A 22803-nucleotide genomic window follows, 5' to 3' on the forward strand; every position below is an offset into this window, starting at 1 on the left:
CTCCTACAGCTGAATGGTCAGTTGGCTGGTGGCGTGGTATTTCAGCCAATAGACGCTCAACGCCAGCGTGAAGAAGAACACGGCGGTGCCGATCCGGGGTCTTCCAAAGTAATTCAAGGCCATCACGGCCGCCAAAAGCGCAAACAAAAGTGCGATCATGGCCCGGTCCTCCCTTCCCGTGCGATGATGCAGTTCACGCGATAGTGGCAGGCGGTCGGCGATCTGGCAAGCTTTGACGACAATAGCCTTGCGCGGCCGTCAGCGGCAGATCACCAGGCGGGTCTGCCATTCCTTGCAGCGGTCTGGCAGCGGCGCCGGGGGGGTGGCGTCGGTGTAGAAGGCGTCGATTTCGGCCAGCGAGGCGATGCGGGCAGGCGCCGAGCGTTGGAACTTTGACCCATCCGCCACCAGCCACACCCGCCGGGCCTGGGCGATGATCGTTTGGCTGACACTGACCTCTTGAAAATCGAAATCCAGCAGGTCGCCTTCGGCATCCACGGCAGAACAGCCGATGATCGCGTGATCGAACTTGAACTGGCGGATCGTGTTCACGGTGAGATTCCCAATCAAACCGCCATCGGCGCGGCGCAGAATGCCGCCGGCCACGACGATCTGGCAGTCGGGGTTCTCGACCAGGATGTTGGCGACGTTCATGTTGTTGGTGACCACCATCAGGTTCCTGTGGCCCAGCAACTGGCGCGCGACGGCCTCGGTCGACGTTCCGATATTTAGAAACACCGAGGCGCCATCGGGGATGTCGGCCGCGCAGCGCCGGGCAATGCGCGCCTTGGCCTCTTCGTTCAGGTCGCGCCGGTCCTCATAGCCGATATTGGTCACGCCCGACCTCAGCACCGCACCGCCATGCACGCGGTCCAGCTTGCCGGCCTCGGCCAGTTCGGTCAGATCGCGGCGGATGGTCTGGACCGTGACGCCGAAGCGCTCGGCCAGGTGATCAACCGAAACGCGCCCGTTCCGTTTGGCCAGTTCAAGGATGTCGGTTTGGCGAAAGGACAGCGACATGGGGGCTCCGATCCGAGGCTGTGTTCGTTTTTGGTCGTTTTTGTGTGATTTCGCAAGCCTGTATCGGTGCGCGCCCCATTCGATAGTGCCAAAACTCTGGGGAAAATCCTGTATTCCAAGTTCCTCGACGGGGGGTGCAAGGAAGAAAAGCGAACACAAACCTTGACCAAACGAACCACGATGACGTTAATGCGCGCATCTCCCGGGCAATATGGAATCACGCTCAGATGGCACAGGACGACACCCCGATCACCGATCTTTTCATCATTGGCGGCGGCATCAACGGATGCGGTATTGCCCGCGACGCAGCAGGCCGCGGCCTGTCGGTGGCGCTGGCCGAAATGAACGACCTGGCCTCGGCCACGTCTTCGGCCTCGACCAAGCTGTTCCACGGGGGGTTGCGATATCTGGAATATTTCGAGTTCCGCCTGGTGCGCGAGGCGTTGATCGAGCGTGAAACCCTGCTGCGCGCCATGCCGCATATCAGTTGGCCGATGCGGTTCGTGCTGCCCTATCACCCCGACATGCGGTTCGACTCGGAAACTCCGACGTCGCGCCTTTTGGGGACCGTCATGCCATGGATGAAGGGGCGCCGACCTGCTTGGCTGATCCGTCTGGGTCTGTTCATGTATGACCACTTGGGCGGGCGCAAGATCCTGCCTGGCACGACCTATTTGAACCTGTGCACCGCGCCCGAGGGGGCGCCGCTGCAGGACCGGTTCGAAACCGCCTATGAATACTCGGACTGCTGGGTCGAGGATTCCCGTCTGGTGGTTCTGAATGCCCGCGACGCCGAGGCGCGCGGGGCGCGGATCATGGTGCGCACCAAGGTCTTGTCGGCCAAGCGGGCCGAGGGCGTCTGGCGGATCACCGTGCAGGATTGCGACAGCGGCGAGACCCGCGAGATGCGCGCCCGGATGCTGATCAACGCGGGCGGGCCTTGGGTGGGCGACATCATCCGCACCAAGATCCGCTCGAATTCGCGCGAAGGGGTCCGGCTGGTGCGGGGCAGCCATATCGTGGTGCCGCGCCTGTATGACCATGACAAATGCTATTTCTTCCAAGGCGAGGACGGCCGCATCATCTTCGCCATCCCCTACGAGCAGGATTTCACCCTGATCGGGACCACCGACCAGGACCACCCCGATCCGTCCGAACCGCCCGTCTGCACCGAGGCCGAGCAGGACTATCTGTGCGCCTTCGCGTCAAAATACTTCAAACAGCCCGTAACGCGGGAGCAGATCGTCTGGACCTATTCGGGTGTGCGGCCCCTGTATGACGACGGTGCGCAAAGCGCCACGGCGGCGACGCGGGACTATACGCTGAAGGTGGATGCCGAGGGTGGTGCGCCGGTTCTGAACATTTTCGGGGGAAAGATCACCACCTATCGCCGGCTGGCCGAAAGCGCGATGGACAAGGTTGCCGAGCATTTCCCGGACCTGCCCGGCCCCTGGACCGCGGGCGTTGCCCTGCCGGGCGGTGATTTCCCTGTTGAAGGGGTGCAAGGACTGATCGACGGATTGATGGCCGATTTCGCCTTTCTGACCCAAGGCTGGGCGCGTCGGTTGGTGCGCGCCTATGGTACTGAGGCCCGGCTGATCCTGGGCGATGCAATATCCGCCGCGGATCTGGGCGAAGATTTTGGGGCGACGCTGACCGAACGCGAAGTGGTCTGGCTGATGGACAAGGAATACGCCCGCACCGCGCAGGACGTGATCTGGCGTCGCAACAAGCTGGGCCTGCGACTGAGCGCCGATCAGGTCGCGCGGCTGGACGCGTGGATGCAGGTGCGTCGTCATGCGGAACCCGCGCTGGCGGGCTGATGAAATTGTGGTCGCCGAAAAATCGCCCCGCATCAGCGGGGCGGTTTTTGTTCCTAGTCCGCCGGGAACTCAGGCCGTTTCCTCGGATGGCCCCGAACCCTTGCTGCCCTTGATCCATTCCCGCAGCCCCTGCATGACGGCATAGAGAACCGGAACCACGATCACGCCGACCAGCGTTGCCGCCAACATGCCGCCGAACACGGCCACGCCGATGGCCTTCTGGCTGGCCGCACCGGCCCCGCTGGCCGCCAGCAGCGGCACGACGCCCAGTAGGAAGGACAGCGCCGTCATCATCACGGCCCGGAACCGCTGATGCGCGGCCTCGGCGGCGGCCTCTTTGATGGACAAGCCCTTGGCGCGCTGCTCCATCGCGAATTCCACGATCAGAATGCCGTTTTTCGATGCAAGCCCCACCAGCATGATCATCCCGATCTGCGTATAGAGGTTGATGTCGCTGCCCACGATCGCCACCGCCGCGACCGCGCCGAACAGGGCGACGATCACCGACAGCAGGATCGAAACCGGCATGGTCCAGCTTTCGTATTGCCCCACCAGGAACAGATAGCCGAACAGGATCGCCAGCCCCAGGATCACCACGACCAGCCCGCCTGAGGCCAGCTGCTGCTGGGCCGTACCGGTCCATTCGAACGCATAACCGGGGGGCAGGGCGGTGGCTGATTCCTCGGTCATCACGGCGATGGCGTCACCGGTCGACAGCCCTTCGGCCGGCACCGCCGTCACCGTGGCCGAGCGGAACAGGTTGTGCCGCTTCAGCAATACTGGCCCCAGCACGTTTTCCACGTCGATCAGCGTGCCCAACGGAACCATCTTGCCCTCATTCGAACGTACATACAGGTTGGAGATGTCCTCGACATTGTCGCGATACGACCCCTCGGCCTGGATCATCACGCGATAGACGCGGCCGAACAGGTTGAAGTCGTTGACATAATACGACCCCAACTGCGCCTGCATGGTCTGGAAGATCTCGGCGACCGAGACCTGCAGCGTCTTGGCCTTCTCGCGATCCAGATCCACGAACAACTGAGGCACGTTAGCCCGGAAGGTCGTGTAGGCTTGGCCGATTTCCGGCCTCTGGTTGGCGGCATAGACAAAGGACCCGACCGCCGACGCGAGATCCTGAGGCGAGCCGCCTCCGGTTTGCTGCACCTCCATTTCCACGCCGGCCGACATGCCCAAACCCTGGATCGGTGGCGGGTTAAAGGCCACGATCGAGGCGGCGGATTCACCATTGGCGATGGCCAGCACCTTCTGCAGGATGGCGTCGGCGCTCAGGTCTTCATCCTGGCGGTCGTCCCAGTTGTCGAGGTTCGCGAAAATCGCTGCGCCATTGGTGATGGTGCCGTTGAGCATCGAAAAACCGTTGATCAGCACGGTATTGGCCACGCCGGGGATCTGGCGGATCTGGTCGTCGACGCGCTTGGTCACGGCCTCGGTCCGTTCCAGGGTGGCCGCGTCGGGCAGTTGGATGTCGACGAACAGGTAACCGTTGTCTTCGAGCGGGAGGAAGCCGCTGGAGGTGTTCGACATGATCGTGACCCCGCCAAAGCCGAACCCGGCCACGATTGCCAAGGACACTGCCGGGACGATCAGCAGCTTGCGCACGATGGCCACATAGCCCGCGCGCATCGAGCCGATAAACCCCTCGAACGCGGCCAGCAGCCCCTTGGGCGGGCCGGACCGCGCCTGCAAGACCATTCCGCACAAGGCCGGAGACAGCGTCAGCGCGTTGATCGACGAGATCACGACCGCGGTGGAAATGGTGACCGCGAACTGGGAATACAGCCGCCCCGAGATCCCGGGCATAAAGGTCACAGGCACGAACACCGCCAGCAGGACAAGCGTGGTCGCGATGACGGGGCCGGTGATCTGGCCCATCGCCTTGCGCGTCGCTTCGGCGGGCGGCAGGCCTTCTTCGGCGATGATGCGTTCCACGTTCTCGACCACCACGATGGCGTCATCGACCACGATGCCGATGGCCAGCACCAGCGCGAACAGAGAGATCGTGTTCAGCGACATGCCGAACAGCAGCAGGAACGCGAAGGTTCCGATCAGCGAAACCGGAATGGCCACTGCCGGAATGATCGTGGCCCGCCAACTGCCCAAAAACACGAACACGACCGAGATCACCAGGATGAAGGTCAGGATCAGGGTCGAAACCACATCGTTCAAGGATTGTTCGACGAAATCGGTGGTATTGAACGGAATCGCGTATTCCACATCCGTCGGGAAGGCACGCGACAGGCGCTCCAGTTCAGCCTCGACCCGCTCGGAGACGGCCAGCGCGTTGGCGCCGGGTGCCTGATAGATGCCGATCACGGTGGCAGGCACGGCCTGGAAATACCCCGATGCCGCATAGTACTGGGCGCCCAGTTCGACCCGCGCGATGTCACGGACCCGAACGATGGACCCGGCGTCGCCGGTGCGGATAACGATATCGCCGAATTCATTGGCCGACGTCAGGCGTCCTTTGGTCTTGATCGTGTATTGAAAGGTCTGGCCCTCGGGCACGGGCGGGGCACCGATCGAGCCAGCCGACACCTCGATATTCTGTTCGCGAATGGCAGAAATCACGTCACCCGGCGTGATCGACAGGGCAGCCATCTTGTCAGGGTCCATCCAGATCCGCATCGCGTATTCCAGATTGGTCAGAACCTCGGCCTTGCCCACGCCCTGCACCCGCGCCAACGCATCCTTGAGGTTTATCGACGCGTAGTTCGACAGAAACACGCTGTCATAGGTGCCACTGGGCGAGGTCAGCGTCACCAGCAGCAGCATGTTGGTCGACGCTTTTTGGGTCACGACCCCCGATGCGGTAACCTCGGCGGGCAGCGACGACATGGCCTGCGCCACCCGGTTCTGGACGTTGACCGAGGCAATATCCGGGTCGGTGCCGACCTCGAAGGTGATGTTCAGCGAATAGGATCCGTTGTCCGACGAGGTGGAGGTCATGTAGATCATGTCGTCCACGCCGTTGACCTGCGCCTCGATCGGAGCGGCCACTGTGTTTTCCACGGTTTCGGCATTTGCGCCCGTATAATTGGTCGAAACGCTGACCACCGGGGGCGTGATGTCGGGAAACTGCGCCACCGGCAAAACCATGTAACCGATCATGCCCATGACCGTCAGGACCAGTGAAATGACGAAGGCCAGCTTGGGCCGGCTGATGAACAGGGCGGAAAACATCGGTTATTCTCCCGGCTGTTCTGCGGCGACGACCGCGTCCACCGCCACTCCGGGGCGTACGCGCTGCAGCCCCTCGACGATGACGCTTTCGCCTTCGCGCAGGCCCTCTTTCACGATCACCGCCGAACCCACGTTGTTGCCCGTGGTGATGTACCGCTGTTCGACCATCTGCTTGTCGTTCACGACCAGAACGAACTCGCCGCGCTGGTCGCGCTGCAAGGCGGCCTGCGGAATCAAAACCTCGAGCGTGGGTTCCAGCGCCTCGATCTGGACGCTGACGAAAGCGCCGTCGACGATGAGGCGGTCGGTGTTTTCAAACTCGGCTCGCAGGGTGATGGCGCCGGTCAAAGGGTCGATCCGGTTGTCGACGAACACGATTTTGCCGGTCTCGGGCAGCCCGGTTCCGTTGGGAAGGGTCAGCTTGACCACCGGGCTCTTGTCGCTTTCGGCCAGGGTCGACGCGGTTTCGTTTACCACTTGAAGAACCGAGGTGAACTGCTTCTCGTTCAACGAGAAAGTCACATAGATCGGAGCCTCGCTGACCAGGTTCACCAAGGGTTCGGTGTTGGGGCCGACGACATCGCCGACGCTGACATTGATCCGGCTTAGCCGGCCGTCAAACGGTGCGTGGATCTTTGTATAGCTCAGGTCCAGTTCGGCCTGCCGGATCGCAGCCTTCGCAGCCTTGACCTCGGCTTCGGCGACCAATTCGTTGGCGCGGGAAATGTCCACTTCCGATTCCGGCGTGGCTTCGCGGCGGAGCAGCTCTTCCTTGCGGGCCAGATCCACTTTGGCCAGTTCCAGATTGGCCTCGGCACGGTCTAGGTCGGCCTTTCGCGCCTCGAGCGTGGCCTGATAGAGGTCGGGCTCGATGGTGAACAGCAGGTCGCCTTCCTTGACTTCGGCGCCGTCTTCGACCTCGCGGCTCTGCAGGAAACCGCTGACGCGAGCGATGATGTCGACCTTGTTGATCGCCTCGGCGCGGCCAATGAACGAGGCTTCCTCGGTGATCTCCTGCGTATAGGCCGCCGCGATCGAGACTTTGGGGGCCGGCGCGCTCGAGTCTTCCTGCGCCGATACCGGCTGCAACATGCCAATCGCAAGTACGGCGGCAGCCAACCGTCCCGCGCGGCCGATGGCGCGGGGCAGAGGAGAGGGGCGCGGCGGGGAAACAGGGTTCATGACAATTGCCTCGTTCAATGCGGGCGCGCAGCCCGGATCTGCTGTCCGGATCCGAGGGACCAGACGGAATTCTTGGTCAGGATGGAGGCAAAGGGATTATTTCTCAAGCCTTTGATTGCGCAGGCTTGGCGCGTGCGAAAAAAAAACGGGGGCCGGATGGCCCCCCGTTGTACCCGGTCGCTGCGCGGGTCAGGCGCGCGTTCCGGCAAAGCGTGTTTGCCAATCTTCGCGCTGTTCGTCGGTGATCTTGGCGAACAGAACGTCCGGCACCGTGAACGCGTGTGCGGCGGGCAGGGCGCTCAGCGCGGCCTCCACGTCCTCGGGCCAGCTGGTGTCGAGCGTGTTCATCGCGCTCAGCATTCTGGCCGAGGTTTCAGGGATGAACGGGGCGCTCAGCACTGCATAAAGCCGGATCAGGTTCAGGCCCAGCCGCACCTGCGCGGCGGCCTGTTCGGGGTCTTCCTTGAAGGTGGACCAGGGCGCGGCGGCCTGCAGGTATTCGTTGCCCGCAACCCAAATCGCACGCAGTTCCTGCGCCGATTTGCGCACCTCCATCGCCTCCATGTGGGACTCGTAGGAGCGGATGCGCTTGGTCAGCTCTTCGATCAGCGCCTGTTCGCGTTCGCCGTATGCGCCGCCCGCGGGGACCTCTTCGCCGAATTTCGAGCGGCAGAACTTGGTGATGCGGCTGACGAAATTGCCCAGCACGTCGGCCAGGTCCTTGTTGACCGATTGCTGGAAGTTCTCCCAGGTGAATTCACTGTCGCTGCTTTCGGGCGCGTGGCTCAGCAGCCACCAGCGCCAGTAGTCGGCGGGCAGGATGTCCAGCGCCTGATCCATGAAGACGCCGCGACCCTGGCTGGTCGAGAACTGGCCACCGTCATAATTCAGGTAGTTGAACGACTTGATGTAGTCGACCAGCTTCCACGGTTCGCCCGAACCCAGGATGGTGGCCGGGAACGACAGGGTGTGGAACGGCACGTTGTCCTTGCCCATGAACTGGACATAGCGCACGTCGTCGGCGCCCTTGTCGGTGCGCCACCAGCGTTCCCACTCGGCATCCGGCTTGCCGTTGGCGTCGGCCCATTCCTTGGCGCAGGCGATGTATTCAATCGGCGCGTCGAACCAGACGTAGAAGACCTTGCCCTCCATGCCGGGCCAGTCCTCGTCGCCCTTCTTGACCGGGATGCCCCAGTCCAGATCGCGGGTGATGCCGCGGTCCTGCAGGCCGTCGCCGTCATGCAGCCATTTCTTGGCGATCGAGGTGGTCAGCACCGGCCAGTCGGTCTTGCTGTCGATCCAGGCGTCCAACTGATCCTTCATTGCCGACTGGCGCAGATACAGGTGCTTGGTCTCGCGCACCTCAAGGTCGGTCGAGCCAGAAATCGCGCTGCGCGGGTCGATCAGATCGGTCGGATCCAGCTGCTTGGTGCAGTTCTCGCACTGGTCGCCGCGGGCCTTTTCGTAACCGCAGTTGGGGCACGTGCCCTCGATATAGCGGTCGGGCAGGAACCGACCGTCGGCGTTGGAATAGACCTGCTTTTCGGTCACCTCGCGGATCAGTCCGGCCTCGGCCAGCTTGCCGGCGAAATGCTGGGTCAGTTTGTGGTTCTGCGGGCTGGAGGACCGGCCAAAGTGATCGAAGCTGAGGCCAAAGCGCTTCGCGATGTCAGCCTGCACCTCGTGCATCTCGGCGCAGTATTCGGCCACCGGTTTGCCGGCCTTGGCGGCGGCCAACTCGGCCGGGGTGCCGTGTTCGTCGGTGGCGCACAGGAACATGACCTCGTTGCCGCGGCCGCGCTGATAGCGCGCAAACAGATCCGCCGGCAGCTGCGAGCCGATCAGGTTTCCAAGGTGCTTGATCCCGTTGATGTAGGGAATTGCCGAGGTAATGAGAATCCGAGCCATGTTTGGTTTCCGCCTAACTGTCTGCGGGCGCTCTATCAAACCGGATCGGGAAATCCCAGCCCCAGATTGCTATCGACCTTCGCGCGACCTCTTGAGCAGCTTGCCGATGGTGAAGGATGTGCGCGGGGCATAGACGTAATGAGTCCGGTCCTCGGGTGTCGGGCGCGCTCGCATCCGGCTCAGGCCGAACAGGATCAGGCAAAGATGCCCTGCCGCGATCAGGCCGAACAGGGCGGGTGGGCCAAATGCGCGGATCAGGGCCGAAGACAGATAGGGGGCCGCAATTGCGCCCATCGCGTACCAGAACATCATGGCTGCCGCCAATTCGACCCGCTGTTCGGACGTAGCGAAGTCGTTTGCGTGGGCGGCTGACACCGAAAAGACGGGAAAGGTCGTGAACCCGAACAGCCCGGCGGCCAGCATCACGCCCATCGTTCCGCTTCCACCGGCGGCGGCGGTGACTCCACAAGCCAGAATGGCCGAGACCGAAATCCACAAAAGAACCCAGCGGCGGTCGTATTTGTCGGCCAACCATCCGACCGGATATTGCGCCAACACGCCGCCCAGAACGAACGAGGCCAGGAAAAAGGCGATCTGGTCCACCGCCAGCCCCACGCCCTGGCCGTAGACCGGCCCGACCATTCGGAAAGATGCCGCGCTGATGGCCGACACGACGACACCCACCACCGCCAACGGCGAACAGGCCCAAGCCAGCCTGGGACGGAGGCGCGGGGCCTTGGGCGTCGCCGGTTGCGTGGCTCGCGAGAGGGTCAGCGGCAGCAGGGCCGCGCAGCACAGGATGGCCAGCACGTTGTAGGAGACATAAGAGGCCGGCGGCAGCACCGCGATGATCAGCTGCGCGGCCAAAGAGGCGCTGGCGTCGGCGATCCGGTAGGTACCCATGGCGCGGCCGCGGGTTTCATTGGTCACCTTGTCGTTCAGCCACGCCTCGATAACGGTGTAGCAGCCAGCCACGCACAGGCCCGAGGCCACCCGCATCGCAGCCCAGGCATAGGGGTCTTCGGTCAGCGTATGCCCTATCAGACCCATGGCACCCAGCGCCGTGCAGGCCGCGAAGGCGCGCGAATGGCCGACGCTGCCCATCAGGCGCGGCGCCCACCAGCAACCGATGAAGAACCCAAGGAAATGCGCCGACCCGAGCAGGCCGATCTGCTCGGTTGAGAACTCCAGCGTCAGGCCGGAAATGGCATCCAACGGGCCGACACCGCCGGTGGAAAGCTGCAATAGAATGACCGACAGGAAAAGGGCGGCAAAGGTAATGATCGTGCGCATGGTGTCCCTGTTTGAGCGTATCTTTCCGCGATGTGCGCGCCTATTCGACGCGCCGATGTCGTTTTCCGCCCGCCTCAGGTTTTTCGTTCGATTTCCGCGCGAATATCCAACCCGACTGTCGGTCCGACCAGATCGGCATATCCCGAAGCCCCGAATACGTGGCGGTTCAGCGCCCCCGTCAGGTGGATGTACAGGCGGTCAAGCTCGTCCCGCGCCGAGCCGGGCGGTCGGAACAGCGCGGCCTGAAGGGCGATTTGGCGGGTGAGGCCGCGCAGGGTCAGGTCTCCGGTGACAGTGGCGCCGTCGGAGATACGTCCGCCCCGGCCCAGGTGGATGCGGGTCGAGCGGAACCCGATCGCGGGAAACCTTGCGGCGTCCAGTACCTGTGGGCCCAGCATCGGTTCGCGCGCGAAGGGCAGGCGGGTTTGGGCCCGCGCCACGTCCAGAACGACCGTGGCGCGGCTGTTCCGCAGGCGGCGCGTGTCCACCCATACATCCGCTGATCGGATCGGCATGGTTCCGGTCTGGGGCGTGCCCGACAGATCGAAGGTGAAGGCGATCAGGGTTTTCGTGCGGGCGAGCACGTAGGGAACGGGTGCGGCGAGGGTCGGAGGCGCGGCCACCAGGGCTACAAGTGCGGCCATCAGGTCTCGGCGGCGCAGCCATGTCATGCGATGGCCCCTTGTTGGCGCGGGCGGGACCTGTGCAGCAACGTCAGTATGATGGCGATGTTCAGCCCATTCCAAAGGATCCCGTTCACGAAGGCCAGTGTGTACTGCCCGGTGACGTCATAGATCCAGCCCGACATCCATCCGCCCAGCGCCATGCCCAGGATGGTCATCATCATTACGAATCCGACCCGTGCCCCGGCTTCTTGCGGGGGCATGTATTCCCGGACGACCAGCGCATAGCTGGGCACGATGCCGCCCTGCGCCAGCCCGAACAGCAGGCTGATGACATAGAGCGACACCATCCCGTCATAGGGCAGGAACAGGAACAGGGCGATGCATTGCAGGATCGACCCGATCAGCAACGTGTGAACACCGCCCAACCTGTCGGCCACCAGCCCCGAAATGATCCGGCTGACCACGCCGCCCATCAGCATGAGCGACAGCATCTCGGCCCCGACCGTCGGGCCATAGCCCAGCCCCACGCAATAGGAGACGATATGGACCTGCGGCATCGACATGGCGATGCAGCAGCCGATCCCGGCGAGGCCCAGCACATATTGCAGGGTCCGCGGCGACAGGCCGACGCTGCGCGCGTTGATCTGCGCGGCGGCTGCGGCGGTGCCATGCGCCGCGGCCGGGACCTGCCGGCGCAGCAGCAGCGACAGCGGGATGACCACGATCAGGGTGATGACCGCCAGTGTCAGATAGACCTGCTGCCACCCGTCGCGGGCGAGGATACCAGACAGGAGCGTGGGCCAGATCGCGCCGGACAGATAGTTTCCGCTGGCCACCAGCGCCACGGCGATCCCGCGGCGGCGTAGGAACCAGTGCGAAATATCGGCGATCAGCGGGCCGAACCCGACGGCGGTGCCCAGACCCAGCAGCAGATGCGCCGCCGACAGCAGCGTGATCGTCGGCGCCCATGTCGCCAGCAGATAGCTGAGCGCGCTGAGGCCTGCGGCACCGATCAGCGCTTTGGTCACGCCCATTCGGTCCACCACCTGACCCAGCCACATGTTGCCAAGCGCAAAGCCGATCATGGCCAGCGTGTAGGGCATCGAGGCCTCGGCCCGGCTGGCGCCAAACTGGGTCTCGATTGCGGGCATCACCACGATCACCGCCCACATGCCCACATTGGCCACCGCCGCGATGGCCAGCGTGACCAGAAGGCGAAGCCAGGAATAGCGGCTGTCGTGGATCGGGTGGGTCATTCCGGCACGCTAGGACGCGGGTTGCGGTTTGACCAGTCACAACTTGCCTGTTCCGGGTCCGGTCGGTCAGGCGCAGGTTTCCTCGGCGCCGATCCGTTGCAGGTGCAGCCCGGCGCGTGGCGCGGTCTGGGTGGCGTGCCAACTGACCGGGGGCAGGGCGCGGGCGCGGCGGCGGGTCAGGGTCCAGCGGCGGGTCTGGCCCGTGTGCGCCGGGGCCATGTGCCAGCGTGTCTCGATCCCCTGCGCGCCGCCCTCACCCGGGGTCAGCAGCAGGCCCAGCGGGGCCTGACCCATCGTGCCCCCCTGTTCGGCGGCCAGATGCATCCGTCGCACCGGCGTCAGACCCGGTGTCCCCGGCAGATCGCCGATCACCAACGGCACCGCCCCGCTGCGCAGCGCCTCCTCGATGCACCACAGCAGATCCTCGGCCCGGGTGGGGCGGACGAATAGGAACCGGGCGGGATCGGCAAAGGTCATCATGCCGTCGGGGTTCAGCTGATCGGCCTCCCACGCGGGCGAGATCCACAGAACTGGCCCCTGCGCCTGACCGGCCAGCCACATGGCAAAGCTGCGCCGCGCGGGGCCGCAGGCCTCGTGCACGCGGGCCAGTTGCAGCGAAATCTCATCATGCAGGGTCAGCCCCGGCGCCGCGCGCGCCGGTTTGCGGCCAAGAAGATGCGTGGACATGGCCGAATGCTAGCATGTTCCTTATTTGTTCTCAAGCCCGAAGGCCGCCATTCAGCGCGATAGGATCATCCGGCCGTCGGCAAACTGGATGTTGGAAAAATGCTGCAGATAGTCCATGCCCAGCAGGGATTGGTCCATGTCGCCCTCGTTGACCCAGGCCGACACGTTGCGATCCGCGATGGGGCCCAATTCGAGGCTGTCCAGCCGCACAGGGGCGGTGCGCACCAGGCCATTGGCCGTGGCCGCGCGGCCCACGAAATTCATACTGTCCGGATCGATCCCCACGCGTTTCGCGTCACGGGGGCTCAGCACGATCTGGCTGGCGCCGGTATCCACCAAGAAGGTGACCGGTTTGCCGTTCACCAGCATCGGCAGATAGTAGTGCCCGTCAAACGATCGCGGCACCTCGATCACGTTTCCGGCCACGGCCAGTTGCGGCGTGGTGCCCACGGTCGAACGGATGTCATCCCAAAGGCCCACCACGGCGATGACGCCGATGAAGATGAAGACCCATGCCATGACCATTTGCAGGGTCTTGCCCAGCGACTGGCGGTTCTGGGTGAACAACCACAGCAACAGCGCCCCGCCGAGCAGAGCCAGATAGGTCAGCCGTCCAAGATCATAACCATCCATCAGTACACCCAAAACCGCTTCATACCCTCGGAATATGGGGGGTCAGGCGGCAAAACCAAAGGCCTTGAGACCATCCAGGATGAACTGTACCGACAGCGCCGCAAGCAACATGCCCAGCAACCGCGTCAGCACGGTCAGCCCAGTCTTGCCGAGAATGCGCGCGATCAGGCCGCTGGACAGGAAGAACAGCAAGACAACTGCCATCACGGCAAGCATCACGCCGACAGCCGCAGCGATGCCCTGAATGCCGGGGTGCTCACCGGCCAGCAGGATGATCGTTGCGATCGATCCGGGCCCGGCCACCAGCGGAATGGCCAGCGGAAAGACTGAGGGGTCAGGGTGCTCTTCCTCTTCCGCACGGTCCTCGCGCCGTTTGTTGCGCCGCTCGAACAGCATGTCGAGCGCGGTCAGAAACAGCAATGCGCCGCCAGCGACCTTGAAGGCCTCCATCGAGATGCCGACAAAGCCGAGAACCGCCTCGCCGAAAGCGGCGAAGGCGATAAGGATGCCCGAAGCGGTCAGGCACGTGCGGTAGGCGACGCGGCGACGGGTGGCTGGGTCCATTCCTTGCGTCAGCGCGACGAAGATCGGTGCGGTGCCAAAGGGGTCGATCACAACGAACAAGGTTGTGAACGCGGTTATGAAGAATGCCATTTCGATCATGCGGCAGCCTCGGCGCTTTCGAGCCGTTCGGCGGCGGCGACCCACAGCGCTTCGGCGCGCTGTATGGCCTCGACCACCTCGGCAAACTTGCGGTTCCAGGTTTCCAGATCACCGATCCGGTCATCTTCGTACAAGGCTGGGTCGGACAGTTTGGCCGAGAGCTTTTCGTGCATCTCGGTCAGCTTCTCCAGCCGTTCCTCGCATTTCCGCAGGTCGGCCCGCAGCGCCAGGATGGTATCGCGAGAGGCACGTTTGGGTTTGGCGGCCGGTTTTTCCCGCGTCGGCGGCTTGTCGCGCGCCAGCAGCATCTGGCGATAGGCTTCCAGGTCGCCGTCGAAGGGTTTGACCGTGCCGTCCGAGACCAGCCACAGCCGATCGGCCACCAGCCCCAGCAAGTGCATGTCGTGACTGACCAGAACCACAGCACCGGAATAGGCGGTCAGCGCTTCGACCAGCGCCTCGCGGCTTTCGATGTCGAGGTGGTTGGTGGGTTCGTCGAGGATCAGCATGTGCGGCGCGTCGATCGTGGCAATCAGCAGCGACAGCCGCGCCTTCTGCCCGCCCGACAGGCGGCCCACCTCGGTTTCGGCCTGATCTGCGCCAAGGCCGAACCCCGCCAGGCGCGCGCGCAGTTGGGCCGGGGTTTCGGTCGGACGCAGGCGCCGCAGGTGATCCAGCGGGGTTTCGTCCACATGCAGCTCGTCCACCTGATGCTGGGCGAAATACCCGATGCGCAACTTGCTGCTGCGGGTCATCTTGCCCGCCATCAGCGGCAGCCGGTCCGACAGCAGCTTGGACAAGGTCGATTTGCCTTGCCCGTTCTTTCCCAACAGAGCGATCCGGTCGTCTTGATCGATGCGCAGGTTCAGGCGGCGCAGCACCTCGGTATCGCCGTAGCCGGTCACGCCGCCCTCGATCTGGATGATCGGCGGCGACAGTTCCTCGGGTTCGGGGAATGAAAAGGCGCGCAAGGCGGCCTCTTGCGGGGTCGAGATCAACTGGATGCGTTCAATCATCTTCAGCCGCGATTGTGCCTGAACGGCCTTGGACGCCTTGTAGCGGAACCGGTCAACGAAGCTCTGCAAATGGGCGATGCGGGCCTTGGCTTTGGCGTTTTGGGCTTCGGCTTGGGCCAGACGTTCGGCACGGCGGGCGGCGAACTTGTCATAGGGGACCGCGTAATAGGTCAACTGGCGGTCTTCCAGATGCAGGATCGAACCGACCGCGCGGTTCAGCAGGCCCCGGTCGTGGCTGATGACGATCACCGTATGCGGATATTTCGCCAGATAGCTTTCCAGCCACAGCGCGCCTTCAAGGTCCAGATAGTTGGTTGGTTCGTCCAGCAGCAGCAGGTCGGGCCGGGAAAACAGCACGGCGGCCAGCGCGACACGCATCCGCCAGCCGCCGGAAAAGGCCGAGCAGGGCATCTGTTGCTCGTCATCGTCAAAGCCGAGGCCCTTGAGGATCGACGAGGCGCGGGCCTCGGCCGACCAGGCGTCGATATCGGCCAGCCGGGTCTGGATCTCGGCGATGCGGGTCGGATCGCTTGCGGTTTCGGCCTCGGCCATCAGGGTGGTCCGTTCGGTATCGGCTGCCAGGACCGTGTCGATCAGCGATACGTTTGAGGACGGAACCTCTTGCGAAACACCGCCGATCCGCGCGCGGCGGGGCAGGGTGATGCTGCCCGATTCCAGCGCCAGCTCGCCCCGGATCAGGCGGAACAGCGTGGTCTTGCCTGTGCCGTTGCGGCCGACCAGACCGACCTTGTGGCCTTCTGGAATGGTGGCGCTGGCGCCCTCGAACAGGGGGCGGCCCTCGACCGCATAGGTGATGTTTTCGATCCGTAGCATGAGTGCGGTGTGGCGCAGGGCTCGGGAAGTGTCAATTGCGTGCTCAACAAGAGGCTTTCCAACCGCTGCGGTCCATGTTAGGCGGCGCGCGGTATATTCCGGCGCGGATCAGTTCGCGCCGTCAGATTAAGGAGACGCCCGCATGGCACTGGAACGCACTTTCTCGATCATCAAGCCCGACGCAACCCGCCGCAACCTGACCGGCAAGATCAACGCCAAGCTCGAAGAAGCCGGCCTGCGCATCATCGCGCAGAAGCGCATCCACATGACCAAGGAACAGGCCGGCAAGTTCTACGAAGTCCACAAGGACCGTCCGTTCTATGACGAGCTGTGCGAATTCATGTCGTCGGCTCCGGTCGTGGTGCAGGTTCTGGAAGGCGAGAACGCCATCGCCAAGAACCGCGAAGTCATGGGCGCCACCAACCCGGCAGACGCGGCCCCCGGCACCATCCGCGCCGAGTTCGCGGAATCGGTGGGTGAAAACTCGGTCCACGGTTCGGACGCACCGGAAACTGCAGCCGTCGAGATCGCCTATTTCTTCTCGGGCATCGAGCTGGTCGGCTAAGCCGTCAGTCATTTGACATCGAAGAGGGTCGCGCCCGCTGCCGGGTGCGGCCCTTTTTCGTGCCGCGTCAGCCCTCGGGCGTGAGTTCCGAGGCCGAGACGCGCACGCCGACGGCGTCCAACTCGGCGACCAGTTTCGAGACGGGCGCCGTTTTCGCGCCGGCCTTGATGCGGTCGAACCGTTCACGCAGGGCCTTTTTCTCGTTGCCCTTGCAATCGTTCCATGGGCGGCCCTGCAATCCCATGACCAGAACGTAGTAGCCGATGAAATGCGGGCGGGTTCCGGCCTCGATCAGCCTTGCATAAACAGCATCGGCGCCCAGTTCGCGCAGTTCCTCGGCCGAGTGGATACCGGCGCGGGCGCAGGCCTGTTCAAAGGCGGGACCGAGATTGCGGATCGAGGACACGGGGCTGGGCATGGCGTCTGTCTAGCGGCGGTCGGTGGCGATGTCACGCTTGTCCGAGGTCTCGGCCTGGGATACCCAAGGCGGGGGAACATACGGCAGGGGAGGACGGAATGAACGCATTGGATGTGGCACAGGCGGCGCGGACACTTGATCTGACCGATCCGCCAGAGGGCTTCGTCGAAAATCCGTTTCCGTTCTACGACGCGCTGCTGGCCCATGCGCCGGTTCTGCCGCAGCCGGACGGGTCGGTTTTGTTGAGCCGTCATCGGGATCTGGACCGGATTTATCGCGACACCAAGCTGTATTCGTCGGACAAGAAGGCTGCGTTTGGCCCGAAATTTGGCGTGGGATCCCCTCTGTTCGAGCATCACACGACCTCGCTGGTGTTTTCCGATCCGCCTTTGCATACGCGGGTGCGCAAGATCATGACATCGGCGCTGACCCCGCGGGCGATTGCCCGGATGGAGCCGGGGCTGATCGAGACGGTGGATCATCTGCTGGATGCGATGGCGGAAAAGCCCAGGGTCGATCTGATCGAGGATTTCGCCTCGACCATTCCGATCCAGATCATCGGCAACCTGCTGGACGTTCCGATGGACGAGCGCGGGCCGCTGAGGGACTGGTCGCTGGCCATCCTCGGCGCGCTGGAGCCGGCTCTGACCGAGGAACAGCTGGCGCGGGGCCATGCCGCGGTCGAGGAGTTCAAGGCCTATCTGACCGACCTCGTCGCCCGGCGGCGAGCGGCACCGGGTGATCCCGAGACCGACGTGCTGACCCGGCTGATCCGGGGCGAGGGGGCGGACGAAAAACTCAGCGAGACCGAGCTTTTGCAGAACTGCATCTTCATCCTGAATGCGGGGCACGAGACCACGACGAACCTGATCGGCAACGGTCTGGCGCTTCTGAACGACCACTCGGAGCAGAAACAGCGCCTGCTGGACGACCCCGAGCTGATCACGCCAGCGGTCGAGGAAATCCTGCGCTTTCGCTCGCCCAACCAGTTCGGAAACCGCGAGACCACCGAGGATATCGAATTGGACGGGCTGGCGCTTCCGGCGGGCACCAACCTGCACCTGTGCATCGGCGCGGCGAACCGCGACCCAAAGGTGTTCGACGACCCGACGCGGTTCGACATCACGCGCAAGCCAAACCGGCACCTGGCCTTTGCAGGTGGGCCGCATGTTTGCGTCGGGCTGACGCTGGCGCGGATGGAAGGGCGCATCGCCATCGGACGACTGCTGGCGCGGTTCCCTGGCTACCGCCTGTTGGACGGGCGGGTGCGGGGCGGGCGGATCCGGTTCCGCGGATACGCCTCGCTGCCCGCGGAGTTGTAGGCGGGGTCCTTGGAGGCGCGGCGGATCAGGATTTCGACAGGTTCAGCGTGACTTCCAGCCCCGGATCGGCGTTGCGGGCGCTGAAAGTGCCGCCATGCATCCGCGCGATGGCCGCCACCAGCGCCAGCCCCAGGCCCGAGTTGCGGCTGCTGCGGGCCGGGTCCAGCGTGACGAAGGGCTGGTCCAGCCGGCCCAGATCGGGTTCAGGCACGCCGGGACCCATGTCGCGGACGCTCAGCCTAGCGTGCCTGTCGAGGTCTCCCAACTCCACCGTGATGCTGGTGCCCTCGGGCGCGTAGCGCAGGGCGTTTTCCAGCAGGTTGGACAGCGCCTGAGACAGAAGCGGCCGGTGGCCGAGGATGGCGGGCGCGGTGCCGGTCAGGCTGATTTCAACGCCCTGATCCGCGGCGACGGGTTCATAGAGCTCGACCACGTCCGCAGCCAGTTGACCAAGATCGACCTGTTCGAACTGCTCGCGGCCCAGCCCGGCCTCGGCCCGCGAAATCTCGGTCAGTTGCCCCAGGACCCGAAGAATATGGTCGATCTCGGCCGTGGCGCGGGCGGTGTCGGCCTCGCGTTCGCTGTCGTTTCGCTGGCTGTCGCCCAGCGCCTCGACCCGCTGCCGGAGCCGCGACAGCGGCGACCGCAGATCATGGGCGATGGAGTTGGACGTGGTCCGCAAATTGTTCACCAGGTCCTCGATCCGGTCCAGCATGGCGTTGAGCATGGCCGAAACCTGATCGAACTCGTCGCCGGTGCCGCGCTGAGGCATTCTCTGCGTCAGGTCGCCCGACATGATGGAATCGGCCGTATCGGCGATGTCCCGCAGCCGGGAAAAAACCAGCCGGGTCAGTAGCCAGCCCGTCAGGATACTCAGCGCCAGGGCGGCCCCCAGCGCCAGCGCGACCGATTGGAACAGAACCCTGTCGAACTGTTGCCGGGCCAGCGCATCGCGGCCCACCAACAAACGCTCGCCGCCGCGCAGGCGGATGGATGCGGCCGAGACCGGAACCATCTCATTCGTCTCGGTTTTTCGCAATTCCAGTTCGGTCCAGCCGCTGCCCGGTGTCACGCCCTCGGGCCAACGGGCAAGATTGCCCGCAAGGACATTGCCGAACCGGTCGGTCAGCAGATACAGCGCATCGCGCTCTGACGCCGAGGGCAGGCGGCGCTCGATGGCCGTCATCAGCCCGATCAGGCCGAGCCGTTCGTATTCGTCTGCCAGCCCGGTCAGTTCGGCCGAAACGACCGAGCGTGTCTCGCCGTCGATTGTCCGGGTCGCCGTCACATAGACCAGCGCCAGCACCGTCGCGGTCAGCAGCGCGCTGAGCACCATGCTGAGCAGCACCAGCCGGGTGCGGGAATTGTGAAACGAAAATCTAAGCTGTGCCATCGGACATCATGTATCCCGCGCCGCGCACGGTTTCGATCAGGGGTGTCTCGCCGGGATCGTCCAACTGTTTGCGCAGTTTCGAGATATGCACGTCGACGACGTTGGTGTTGGGGTCGAAATGATAGTCCCAGACGCCTTCCAGCAGCATCGTGCGCGACACCACGCGGTTCTTGCGGCGCAGGAAGAATTCGAGGATCTGGAATTCGCGCGGGGTCAGGGTGATCTCGCGCCCGTTGCGGGTCACCTTGCGGGTCAGAAGGTTCATCTCGAGGTCGCGGCACCTGAGGGTCGGGGTCTCTTCGGATTCCTGAGGGCGGCGCAGCAGCGCCTCGATCCGGGCATGGAGTTCCTGGAACGAGAACGGCTTGACCAGATAGTCGTCGGCGCCGGCGCGCAGGCCCTTGACCCGCTCGTCCACCGCGCTCATGGCGGTCAGCATCAGAACGGGGGTCTTGATCCCGGCTGCGCGCAGCGATTTCACCAGCGCCAGCCCGTCCAGTTCGGGCAGCATCCGGTCCAGGACGATTGCGTCGAACCCGCCATCGGTAGCGTGATACAGCCCGTCGCGCCCGTTGGTGGCGGTTTCGATGGCATAGCCTTCCTCGGCAAACCCCTTGGCGATGAATTCCCGCGTGTCCCCGTCGTCTTCAACGATCAACAAACGTCTGCTCATGGTCGGATATCCTTTTGCTCGGGATATAAGCATGTGGGGCCGTCAAAGAATACTGCCGGGCGCGGAAATCGCACCCGGCAGCCCCGTCGCACGCGGACATGACGTGCGGGCGGGGGGATGCGCGCGCCGATATCCCCATCATGCGGCGCGCGCGGGGACAAGCGTCAGGCCACCTCGACGGCAACGAAGATCTGGTTGCCGCCTCGGTTGATCAGCACCAGCGCCGGGCCGTCCTTCTGATCGCTCAGAGCCTTCTTCAGATCCTGGGGCGTGTCGATCTCGGCGCGGCCCAGCCGGACGATGACGTCACCGCGGCGCAGACCGGCCTCTGCGGCGGGGCTGTCGGGCTGCAGTGCCGTGACAACCACGCCGTGCACGTTTTCCGGCACGCCCATCTCGGCGCGCGTGGTGTCGGTCAGCGGTGCGACGGTCACGCCCAGCGTCTTGCCGGCCACCTTGTCGGGCGCCGCAGCGGCGGTTTCGGTCTGGTGCTGGCCGATGGTGACGTTGAGCGTCTCGGTCTTGCCGTTGCGCAGTACGGTCAGCTTGCTGTCGGTGCCGATGGCTGTGGTGCCAACCAGGACCGGCAATTCGCTGCTGTTGTCGACCTGTTCGCCGTCGAACGCGACGATCACGTCACCCTGCTGAAGCACGCCGTCGGCCGGGCTGCCGGGAACCACGTCCGAGACCAACGCACCAGTGGTGCCCTCTATCCCCATGGCGGCGGCCAGTTCAGGGCTGATATTCTGGATCGAGACCCCCAGCCAGCCGCGGCTGATCTGCCCGTCGTCGCGCAGGTCCTGGGCGATGTGTTCAACGATGTTTGACGTCACGGCAAAGCCCAGCCCGACCGAGCCGCCCGTGGGCGAATAGATGGCCGAGTTCACGCCGATGACTTCGCCTTCCATGTTGAACAGCGGGCCGCCCGAGTTGCCCTTGTTGATTGCTGCGTCGGTCTGGATGAATTCAGCATAGGGGCCATCCGAGATGTTGCGCCCCTTGGCCGAGACGATGCCCGTGGTGACGGTCGAGCTCAGCCCGAAGGGGTTGCCGATGGCCACAACGTCTTCACCCACGCGGATTTCGTCGCTGTCGCCCAGCGGCACTGCGGTCAGAGGGGTATCGGCTTCGATTTTCAGCAGCGCGAGGTCGGTCAGCGGGTCGGTCCCGATGATCTCGGCTTCATAGCTGCGGTCGTCATGCAGGCGCACTGTGACCTTGTTGGCACCCTCGACGACGTGGTTGTTGGTAATGATATAGCCATCAGCATCCATGACAAAGCCGGAGCCCAGCCCCTGACGGGGGCCCTGCCGCGGAATGTCCATGCCTTCGGGGGCACCGAAACGCTTGAAGAATTCGCCAAAAGGATGTCCTTCGAAATCGAAATTGGGGCTGCCGGCCGGCATCGGGGCGGCGTCCTGCGTCGCGATGATGGTCACGACGGCGGGCGATACGGATTCGACCAGATCGGCCACCCGCTCGTCGGCCAGGGACGGGATCGCGGTCCCGGCCAGCAGGGCGGCGCTCAGAGCGGCCGCGCCAAACAGACGGGGTGTACGGAAAGCGTTCAAGAGGGGCTTGCGGGTATTCATGTCTCGACTGTGCTCCTTGGATTCGTCGCAGAGGATCATTTCTTTGACGGAAAGATGGAGGACGGCCCTGTGGGTTTTCTGACCTGATGGTTAAATTTTCTTAATTCTGCCATTTTCTTGCGGTCTATGCCCGACGAGCGCAGGCGGTTTTCCGGGATTCGATTCTGCGCGAATCGTCGGATTGTTGCCGAAAAGGGCGCTAATAGTAGAAAAGTGTTGCATTGATCACTCAGGGGCTACAACGGCGACGAGGCCGGAGTTATGAGTTGGATAGTCTCGCTTAGGTTGTATGTCTTTGAAAACGTCGCTCAGTATCTGATGTCATTCAGTACACTATTTTTAATCACGCTCCCGTGACAGAACGATTGAACGCTCTGGTAGTTCGGCCGGTCAAGTTCCGCAACTCTGCCATGGGTAGAACATGGCCGAGATTCATACTGTGCGGGCGCTACGTCAAATTGAACCTTGTTGGGCCTTGCGACGAATTTTTTATTGTTTTGAAGCGAATGATCGGTGACGATGAAATTGTCCAAAAAGGGGGCCTGACAGACATCAAGGGGGTGTCTCCAGGCAGATCTCGATTACCGGGAATGCCAGTGGCATGTTAACGAGGGGGTCTTGTTTCAGTTCTGCAGAGCCACGTCCGTTCATCTTCTGATGCGTCGGGCGCGTTTCCGGAAAAGGTGAAAGTGGTA

General features: G+C 63.7%; 19 protein-coding genes. 3 read left to right on the forward strand and 16 right to left on the reverse strand.

What is annotated here, in order from left to right; genetic code table 11:
- Window positions 1–3 precede the first annotated feature (3 nt).
- Window positions 4–159, reverse strand: coding sequence for a DUF5993 family protein (locus AC2FMM_RS04675; RefSeq protein ID WP_490362420.1), 156 nt, complete (start codon window positions 157–159; stop codon window positions 4–6).
- 99 nt (window positions 160–258) lie between these two features.
- Window positions 259–1020 carry a DeoR/GlpR family DNA-binding transcription regulator gene (locus AC2FMM_RS04680; protein WP_496679741.1) on the reverse strand — a complete coding sequence of 254 codons (762 nt, stop codon included), beginning with the start codon at window positions 1018–1020 and terminating at the stop codon, window positions 259–261.
- 227 nt (window positions 1021–1247) lie between these two features.
- Here AC2FMM_RS04680 and glpD point away from each other — a divergent pair, with 227 nt between their 5' ends.
- Window positions 1248–2843 (forward strand): glycerol-3-phosphate dehydrogenase, encoded by a 1596-nt coding sequence (gene glpD / locus AC2FMM_RS04685; RefSeq protein ID WP_496795916.1) that lies wholly within the window; start codon window positions 1248–1250, stop codon window positions 2841–2843.
- A gap of 69 nt (window positions 2844–2912) precedes the next feature.
- On the opposite strand, the gene AC2FMM_RS04690 is transcribed toward glpD, so the two are convergent.
- The 10 genes from AC2FMM_RS04690 to AC2FMM_RS04735 all read right to left on the reverse strand — a co-directional run bounded on the left by AC2FMM_RS04690 (window position 2913) and on the right by AC2FMM_RS04735 (window position 16145).
- Window positions 2913–6047, reverse strand: a complete 3135-nt coding sequence (locus AC2FMM_RS04690) for an efflux RND transporter permease subunit (RefSeq protein ID WP_496795917.1) — start codon at window positions 6045–6047, stop codon at window positions 2913–2915.
- 3 nt (window positions 6048–6050) lie between these two features.
- Window positions 6051–7229 (reverse strand): efflux RND transporter periplasmic adaptor subunit, encoded by a 1179-nt coding sequence (locus AC2FMM_RS04695; RefSeq protein ID WP_496795918.1) that lies wholly within the window; start codon window positions 7227–7229, stop codon window positions 6051–6053.
- Window positions 7230–7418: 189 nt separating this feature from the next.
- On the reverse strand, window positions 7419–9137 hold the full coding sequence (gene metG, locus AC2FMM_RS04700) for a methionine--tRNA ligase (RefSeq protein WP_496795919.1): 1719 nt from the start codon (window positions 9135–9137) through the stop codon (window positions 7419–7421).
- 69 nt (window positions 9138–9206) lie between these two features.
- Window positions 9207–10430, reverse strand: a complete 1224-nt coding sequence (locus AC2FMM_RS04705; RefSeq protein WP_496743324.1) for an MFS transporter — start codon at window positions 10428–10430, stop codon at window positions 9207–9209.
- Window positions 10431–10504: 74 nt separating this feature from the next.
- Window positions 10505–11101 (reverse strand): YceI family protein, encoded by a 597-nt coding sequence (locus AC2FMM_RS04710; RefSeq protein ID WP_496795920.1) that lies wholly within the window; start codon window positions 11099–11101, stop codon window positions 10505–10507.
- The gene (locus AC2FMM_RS04715) at window positions 11098–12312 is read right to left on the reverse strand and encodes an MFS transporter (RefSeq protein ID WP_496795921.1); all 1215 of its coding nucleotides are present in this window, start codon (window positions 12310–12312) and stop codon (window positions 11098–11100) included. Before AC2FMM_RS04715 ends, AC2FMM_RS04710 begins: the two co-directional genes overlap by 4 nt.
- A 66-nt stretch (window positions 12313–12378) precedes the next feature.
- Window positions 12379–12999 carry an ImuA family protein gene (locus AC2FMM_RS04720; protein ID WP_496680908.1) on the reverse strand — a complete coding sequence of 207 codons (621 nt, stop codon included), beginning with the start codon at window positions 12997–12999 and terminating at the stop codon, window positions 12379–12381.
- A gap of 51 nt (window positions 13000–13050) precedes the next feature.
- Window positions 13051–13632, reverse strand: a complete 582-nt coding sequence (locus AC2FMM_RS04725; protein ID WP_496680906.1) for a retropepsin-like aspartic protease family protein — start codon at window positions 13630–13632, stop codon at window positions 13051–13053.
- A gap of 42 nt (window positions 13633–13674) precedes the next feature.
- Window positions 13675–14295, reverse strand: coding sequence for a MarC family protein (locus tag AC2FMM_RS04730; protein ID WP_496743317.1), 621 nt, complete (start codon window positions 14293–14295; stop codon window positions 13675–13677).
- On the reverse strand, window positions 14292–16145 hold the full coding sequence (locus AC2FMM_RS04735) for an ABC-F family ATP-binding cassette domain-containing protein (protein WP_496712650.1): 1854 nt from the start codon (window positions 16143–16145) through the stop codon (window positions 14292–14294). The genes AC2FMM_RS04730 and AC2FMM_RS04735 overlap by 4 nt, the downstream gene beginning before the upstream one ends.
- Before the next feature lie 142 nt (window positions 16146–16287).
- Between AC2FMM_RS04735 and ndk the strand changes: the two genes are divergently transcribed.
- Complete coding sequence (ndk, locus tag AC2FMM_RS04740; protein ID WP_496680898.1) at window positions 16288–16710, forward strand: nucleoside-diphosphate kinase; 423 nt, start codon at window positions 16288–16290, stop codon at window positions 16708–16710.
- Between the two features lie 67 nt (window positions 16711–16777).
- On the opposite strand, the gene AC2FMM_RS04745 is transcribed toward ndk, so the two are convergent.
- On the reverse strand, window positions 16778–17128 hold the full coding sequence (locus AC2FMM_RS04745; protein WP_496795922.1) for a TfoX/Sxy family protein: 351 nt from the start codon (window positions 17126–17128) through the stop codon (window positions 16778–16780).
- A gap of 98 nt (window positions 17129–17226) precedes the next feature.
- Between AC2FMM_RS04745 and AC2FMM_RS04750 the strand changes: the two genes are divergently transcribed.
- Window positions 17227–18450 (forward strand): cytochrome P450, encoded by a 1224-nt coding sequence (locus AC2FMM_RS04750; protein WP_496795923.1) that lies wholly within the window; start codon window positions 17227–17229, stop codon window positions 18448–18450.
- 25 nt (window positions 18451–18475) lie between these two features.
- Here AC2FMM_RS04750 and AC2FMM_RS04755 read toward each other — a convergent pair whose 3' ends face one another.
- From AC2FMM_RS04755 to AC2FMM_RS04765, 3 genes are all read right to left on the reverse strand, one after another.
- A complete protein-coding gene (locus tag AC2FMM_RS04755; protein ID WP_496795924.1) occupies window positions 18476–19843 on the reverse strand; it encodes a sensor histidine kinase in 1368 nt (455 codons plus the stop codon).
- Window positions 19830–20516, reverse strand: a complete 687-nt coding sequence (locus AC2FMM_RS04760; protein WP_496712658.1) for a response regulator transcription factor — start codon at window positions 20514–20516, stop codon at window positions 19830–19832. Before AC2FMM_RS04760 ends, AC2FMM_RS04755 begins: the two co-directional genes overlap by 14 nt.
- Before the next feature lie 164 nt (window positions 20517–20680).
- Window positions 20681–22108, reverse strand: coding sequence for a DegQ family serine endoprotease (locus AC2FMM_RS04765; RefSeq protein ID WP_496795925.1), 1428 nt, complete (start codon window positions 22106–22108; stop codon window positions 20681–20683).
- Window positions 22109–22803 lie beyond the last annotated feature (695 nt).

It is taken from the genome of Ruegeria sp. BHSC043 (assembly GCF_059612985.1).

Bases quoted from the DNA above. Each gene is read 5' to 3' on its own strand.
- AC2FMM_RS04675 (WP_490362420.1), bottom strand. From the start codon at position 159: ATGATCGCACTTTTGTTTGCGCTTTTGGCGGCCGTGATGGCCTTGAAT.
- AC2FMM_RS04680 (WP_496679741.1), bottom strand. From the start codon at position 1,020: ATGTCGCTGTCCTTTCGCCAAACCGACATCCTTGAACTGGCCAAACGG.
- glpD (WP_496795916.1), top strand. From the start codon at position 1,248: ATGGCACAGGACGACACCCCGATCACCGATCTTTTCATCATTGGCGGC.
- AC2FMM_RS04690 (WP_496795917.1), bottom strand. From the start codon at position 6,047: ATGTTTTCCGCCCTGTTCATCAGCCGGCCCAAGCTGGCCTTCGTCATT.
- AC2FMM_RS04695 (WP_496795918.1), bottom strand. From the start codon at position 7,229: ATGAACCCTGTTTCCCCGCCGCGCCCCTCTCCTCTGCCCCGCGCCATC.
- metG (WP_496795919.1), bottom strand. From the start codon at position 9,137: ATGGCTCGGATTCTCATTACCTCGGCAATTCCCTACATCAACGGGATC.
- AC2FMM_RS04705 (WP_496743324.1), bottom strand. From the start codon at position 10,430: ATGCGCACGATCATTACCTTTGCCGCCCTTTTCCTGTCGGTCATTCTA.
- AC2FMM_RS04710 (WP_496795920.1), bottom strand. From the start codon at position 11,101: ATGACATGGCTGCGCCGCCGAGACCTGATGGCCGCACTTGTAGCCCTG.
- AC2FMM_RS04715 (WP_496795921.1), bottom strand. From the start codon at position 12,312: ATGACCCACCCGATCCACGACAGCCGCTATTCCTGGCTTCGCCTTCTG.
- AC2FMM_RS04720 (WP_496680908.1), bottom strand. From the start codon at position 12,999: ATGTCCACGCATCTTCTTGGCCGCAAACCGGCGCGCGCGGCGCCGGGG.
- AC2FMM_RS04725 (WP_496680906.1), bottom strand. From the start codon at position 13,632: ATGGATGGTTATGATCTTGGACGGCTGACCTATCTGGCTCTGCTCGGC.
- AC2FMM_RS04730 (WP_496743317.1), bottom strand. From the start codon at position 14,295: ATGATCGAAATGGCATTCTTCATAACCGCGTTCACAACCTTGTTCGTT.
- AC2FMM_RS04735 (WP_496712650.1), bottom strand. From the start codon at position 16,145: ATGCTACGGATCGAAAACATCACCTATGCGGTCGAGGGCCGCCCCCTG.
- ndk (WP_496680898.1), top strand. From the start codon at position 16,288: ATGGCACTGGAACGCACTTTCTCGATCATCAAGCCCGACGCAACCCGC.
- AC2FMM_RS04745 (WP_496795922.1), bottom strand. From the start codon at position 17,128: ATGCCCAGCCCCGTGTCCTCGATCCGCAATCTCGGTCCCGCCTTTGAA.
- AC2FMM_RS04750 (WP_496795923.1), top strand. From the start codon at position 17,227: ATGAACGCATTGGATGTGGCACAGGCGGCGCGGACACTTGATCTGACC.
- AC2FMM_RS04755 (WP_496795924.1), bottom strand. From the start codon at position 19,843: ATGGCACAGCTTAGATTTTCGTTTCACAATTCCCGCACCCGGCTGGTG.
- AC2FMM_RS04760 (WP_496712658.1), bottom strand. From the start codon at position 20,516: ATGAGCAGACGTTTGTTGATCGTTGAAGACGACGGGGACACGCGGGAA.
- AC2FMM_RS04765 (WP_496795925.1), bottom strand. From the start codon at position 22,108: ATGAATACCCGCAAGCCCCTCTTGAACGCTTTCCGTACACCCCGTCTG.